The following is a 4,180-nucleotide window of genomic DNA, read 5'->3' as shown; positions in this document are numbered from 1 at the left end:
GCAGGGTCCGCCCCAGTGTACTGCGGGGCCAAAATGTACGGATGTTCAGGGTTCGGCCACGAAGAGGTAGCCGTGTCCCCAGACCGTACGAATGTGCCGGGGGCGACCAGGGCCTTTGTCCAGCAGGCGTCGGAGCCGTGATATTTGCATATCGATACTGCGGTCATCGGCTTCCAGCTGGCGGCCACGCGTCAACCACATCAGTTTTTCACGCGTCAGTGCCTGTCCTTCATGCTGAATGAGTGTGGCCAGGGTTAAAAATTCGGCGCTGGTCAGGGCGATGAGCTGGTCATGAAGATGAATTTCCTGGCGACCCATGTCCACCCGAAAGGGGCCCTTTTCAAAGCTGGCGGTGACCCCTGAGGTTCTGGGCGCCCTGCCCCGGACCCGGCGCAAAATGGCCTGGATACGGGCAACCAGTTCACGGGGATGAAAGGGTTTGGCCAGATAGTCGTCGGCACCCATTTCCAGACCCAAAATCCGGTCGACTTCGTCACCCCGAGCGGTGAGCATGAGAATGGGCACGTCGTGCTGCTGGCGCAGGCGTCGGCATATCTGCAGGCCATCTTCATGGGGAAGACCCAGGTCGAGAATAATGAGATCTACCGGGTTTTCTGCAAGGCTGGCTTCAATCTGGCGACCATCACCCATGCCCTGAACCATAAAACCATAGCCCTTCAGATGCGATTCCACCAGGCTGCGGAGTCGCAAGTCATCATCAATCACTAAAATTCGCGCTTTGTTTTCCATGAATTGTACTGTACTCCCCGGATGCGGATAGACCAAACGTAAATGTAACAAGCGGGGTACTCCGGAAATAAACAGACACTTTGTTACATGTCAGAGCGCTGTCTGCGCACGATTGTTACAGGCCACCCCGTTATGCTTTTCCTGAACTTCCATTGGACCTGAACAAGGATAATACATGGCACAGGAAAATGCTGCGGCCCGGCGCTGGCCGGGACCCCGAAGGCGCAGGCGGGGCATCGCCATATTGTTGGGCTCGGGTTTGATGATCGGTTTGGCGGGTTGTGCGGTGGGCCCCCATTGGTCCGTACCGAAGATGCATACGCCGCTATCTTATAATGCCCATCCCGCTGCTTTGCCGGCAGGCCAGCAAAAAGTCCAGTGGACGCAGCAGCAGGCGCGTTCGTGGTGGTTGTTGTTTCACTCAAAACCGCTCAATAACTATATCCAGCAGGCCATGCAGGCTAATCCGGATTTGCAGGCAGCCCATGCGGCTTTGGCAAGGCAGCAGTCGCTGATGGTGGCTGCACAGGGAGGCTTGGCTCCGCAGGTTTCGGCAAATGCGGGGATCAGTCGCGCGCGGGCCTTGCGGACAGGTGCCGACGGCGGACAAAGTTACCGTATTCCGGGCAATCTCTATAGCCTTTTCCTGGGCACCATTGACGTCAGCTATAACCCGGATGTGTTTGGCCGGCAGAAAGATCTGGTTCATGCAGCACGGGCACAGGCGGCGGTGACCAAGGCCAATTTGCATCAGAGTGAAGTGTTTCTGGCCGCAGACGTCAGTCGGGCCATCATCAGTGGCGCAGCCGCTCGCGCCCAGTTGCATTCAGCTCAGCAGATTGCCACAGCCGATGCACATTTGCTGAAACTGTTGCAGCAGGAATATAAGCTGGGTGATCAAAATCTGCAGAATGTAGAACAGCAGGCGGCCATGACGGCCGCTGCGCGTGCCCGCATTGCTCCTCTTGCGGCAGATCTGGCGGCAGCCCGCCACGCCCTGGCGGCGTTGTTGGGGCAAACGCCCAATGTGGCCCTCAGCATCCCTGCTCTGCAAAGCCTGCATTTACCAGCCCGCTTGCCCGCGACTATGCCCTCGGCGCTGGCTGAAAATCGTCCGGATATCCAGGCGGCCACAGCGGAGATCAAGGTCGCTGCTGCCCAGGCGGATGTGGCGACAGCCAATTTATATCCCCAATTCAACATTTCTGCAGACATTGGCAAGGCAGCCATGACCGGTGGCCTGTTTTTCAACCCGATTTCCACCCTCTGGTCACTGGGCGCTGGCTTGGCTGCGCCCATTTATAATGGCGGCAGCTTGCATGCAGAGCGTCGTGCGGCGTTGACTCAGTATCAGGTAGCCAGTGACCAGTATCGCGGCACGGTATTGAATGCCTTTAAACAAGTGGCAGATGCTTTGCGCACCCTGCAGGGTGCTGATACGGCCTATATTCAGCAAAAACAGGCACAGCAATCTTCGGCCAAGGCCCTGCACCTGGCTGAAGCCCGATATCGGGATGGTGCTACGGACTATGCCACTGTTTTGAATGCTGAAATTGCCTATCAACAGGATTCTGTCGCTGCTATTCAAGGCCGCAGTCAGCGTTATCTGGATAGCGTCGCGCTGTTTGTGGCGCTGGGTGATGGCTGGCAACCGGATCAACCAGAATCCAAACCGCATTCTGTGCCCTCTGACACCCCCATGGTAAACACTGCAGGAGCCCCCGCATGAAAAAGGCGTTTCTTCTATTAGGATTGGTTGTTGTGCTGCTTTTTGGAGCGGTGTATGGCTGGTATGCATGGCGGCAGCAACGCTTGCATACCCAATTGATTGCTGCTGCCAATCCGGCGGTGACGGTTTCTGCTGTAAAAGTCAAAACCCGCAATATAGCGGGTGAATTGACAGCCGTTGGCGAGGTGGTGCCGCAGCAGGGTGCCGCCCTTGGCCCGCAAGTCGGTGGGGTTATTCAGAAACTTTATTTTCATTCGGGACAAACGGTGAACAAGGGGCAGTTACTCCTCGCCCTGGACCCGGGTGCCTTGCCGGGGCAATTGCAAGCAGCCCAGGCTCATGCCCAGCTGGCTTTGATAGATTATCAACGTGCCCAAAAGGTTTATGCCATTCACGGTATATCTGCCGCAGCTCTGGACAAGGCGCAATACGATGCCGGGGCCGCTCAAGGAGAAGTTTCAGCATTGCAGGAGTCTCTTGCCGACACGCAACTCCGCGCGCCATTTTCGGGAGTGCTCAGTCTGCGCACCGTCAATACCGGCGAATTTATTCATGCGGGAACCGCTGTGGTGCATCTGGAGAATCTGCAGCATTTGTATGTTGATTTCACCGTTCCGCAACGCGATGCCCAGACCCTGCACAAAGGTGCGCCGGTGCAGGTAGATATCCACGATGGCGACGCAGTTCGGCACTACAGCGCTTCTGTGCAGGCGATTTCCAGTCATGTGAATGCGGATAATCGTGCCCTCAGTGTAAGGGCCTTGCTCCAGGCAGAACCGGGGTTGAAGCCGGGTATGTTTGTGCGTGTGGTTCTGGAGAAAGAGGCACCCAAAGCAGCACTGCTGATTCCTACTGTTGCAGTGAGCTTCAATACTTATGGTGATTTTGTTTATGTGCTGAGTCCCGGGCCGGACCATCGGTTGATCGCCCGCGAACAAAAAGTGCTCACCGGCATGCAGAAGGGCCAGGATACGGTGATTCGTTCCGGACTCAAGGTCGGGGATACGGTGGTCACAGCCGGGCAGGTGAAGCTGCACAGCGGTGACTCCGTGCAGATCAATAATGCTGTGCATCTATAGGGACGAAGATCAACATGCATTTTACCGAACCATTTATCCGTCGCCCGATTTTGGCCATTTCCCTGAGCCTGGTACTGTTTTTCTTTGGTCTGCGCTCCCTGGGGCTGATGCCCATCACCGAATATCCGCCTACCGATAGTTCAATGATTACGGTCACGACCCACTATTTTGGGGCCACCCCCAAAACCGTCAACGCTTTTATCACCGCCCCTCTGGAAAAGGCCGTGGGTCAGGCCCCGGGCATAAACTATATGACGGCTGTCAGTGAAGACGGTATTTCCATTTTGACCTTATATATGCGGATGGGGGAAAACCCCAATGCCGCCCTGTCGCAGGTGCAAAGCAAGGTCAATACCGTCCTGAATCAGCTGCCCAAGGGGGTCATGCAACCGGTGGTTCAGGAAATGTCTGGTTCAGGGGCTTATCTGATGCTGTTGAGTTACCACGGTAAGGGCTTTAATCAGCAGCAGATTACCGATTATCTGACCCGCGTTGTGCAGCCCGCCATTCAATCGGTTCCGGGCGTGGGTCTGACCGCCATTCTGCCTCCTGGTACCGGGCCTAACGGTAACACTTATGCCATGCGGGTCTGGCTGAATCCGCAGGAAATGGCGGTATTGGG

At 56.2% G+C, this 4,180-nt stretch carries 4 protein-coding genes; 3 read left to right on the top strand and 1 reads right to left on the bottom strand.

Features of this window, described 5'->3' with window-relative positions; translation table 11 throughout:
• Positions 1-45: 45 nt before the first annotated feature.
• Entirely contained in the window at positions 46-801 is a 756-nt protein-coding gene (locus HJG40_RS11315; RefSeq protein WP_226857406.1) for a response regulator, read from the bottom strand.
• A gap of 124 nt (positions 802-925) precedes the next feature.
• Between HJG40_RS11315 and HJG40_RS11310 the strand changes: the two genes are divergently transcribed.
• The 3 genes from HJG40_RS11310 to HJG40_RS11300 all read left to right on the top strand — a co-directional run.
• Positions 926-2,479 (top strand): efflux transporter outer membrane subunit, encoded by a 1,554-nt coding sequence (locus tag HJG40_RS11310; protein ID WP_215864292.1) that lies wholly within the window; start codon positions 926-928, stop codon positions 2,477-2,479.
• Positions 2,476-3,558 carry an efflux RND transporter periplasmic adaptor subunit gene (locus HJG40_RS11305; protein WP_215864291.1) on the top strand — a complete coding sequence of 361 codons (1,083 nt, stop codon included), beginning with the start codon at positions 2,476-2,478 and terminating at the stop codon, positions 3,556-3,558. The genes HJG40_RS11310 and HJG40_RS11305 overlap by 4 nt, the downstream gene beginning before the upstream one ends.
• Before the next feature lie 14 nt (positions 3,559-3,572).
• The coding region (locus HJG40_RS11300; RefSeq protein ID WP_215864290.1) for an efflux RND transporter permease subunit at positions 3,573-4,180 on the top strand (608 nt) is incomplete at its 3' end.

This window comes from Acidithiobacillus concretivorus, assembly GCF_018853445.1.
Classification (GTDB): domain Bacteria; phylum Pseudomonadota; class Gammaproteobacteria; order Acidithiobacillales; family Acidithiobacillaceae; genus Acidithiobacillus; species Acidithiobacillus concretivorus.
Note: the sequence above shows the minus strand (reverse complement) of the source record. Positions and strands in the feature narration are given on the sequence as shown.

What these genes read in the sequence shown, in the direction of transcription:
- HJG40_RS11305 (WP_215864291.1), top strand. Translation starts at nt 2,476, where the DNA reads ATGAAAAAGGCGTTTCTTCTATTAGGATTGGTTGTTGTGCTGCTTTTT.
- HJG40_RS11310 (WP_215864292.1), top strand. Translation starts at nt 926, where the DNA reads ATGGCACAGGAAAATGCTGCGGCCCGGCGCTGGCCGGGACCCCGAAGG.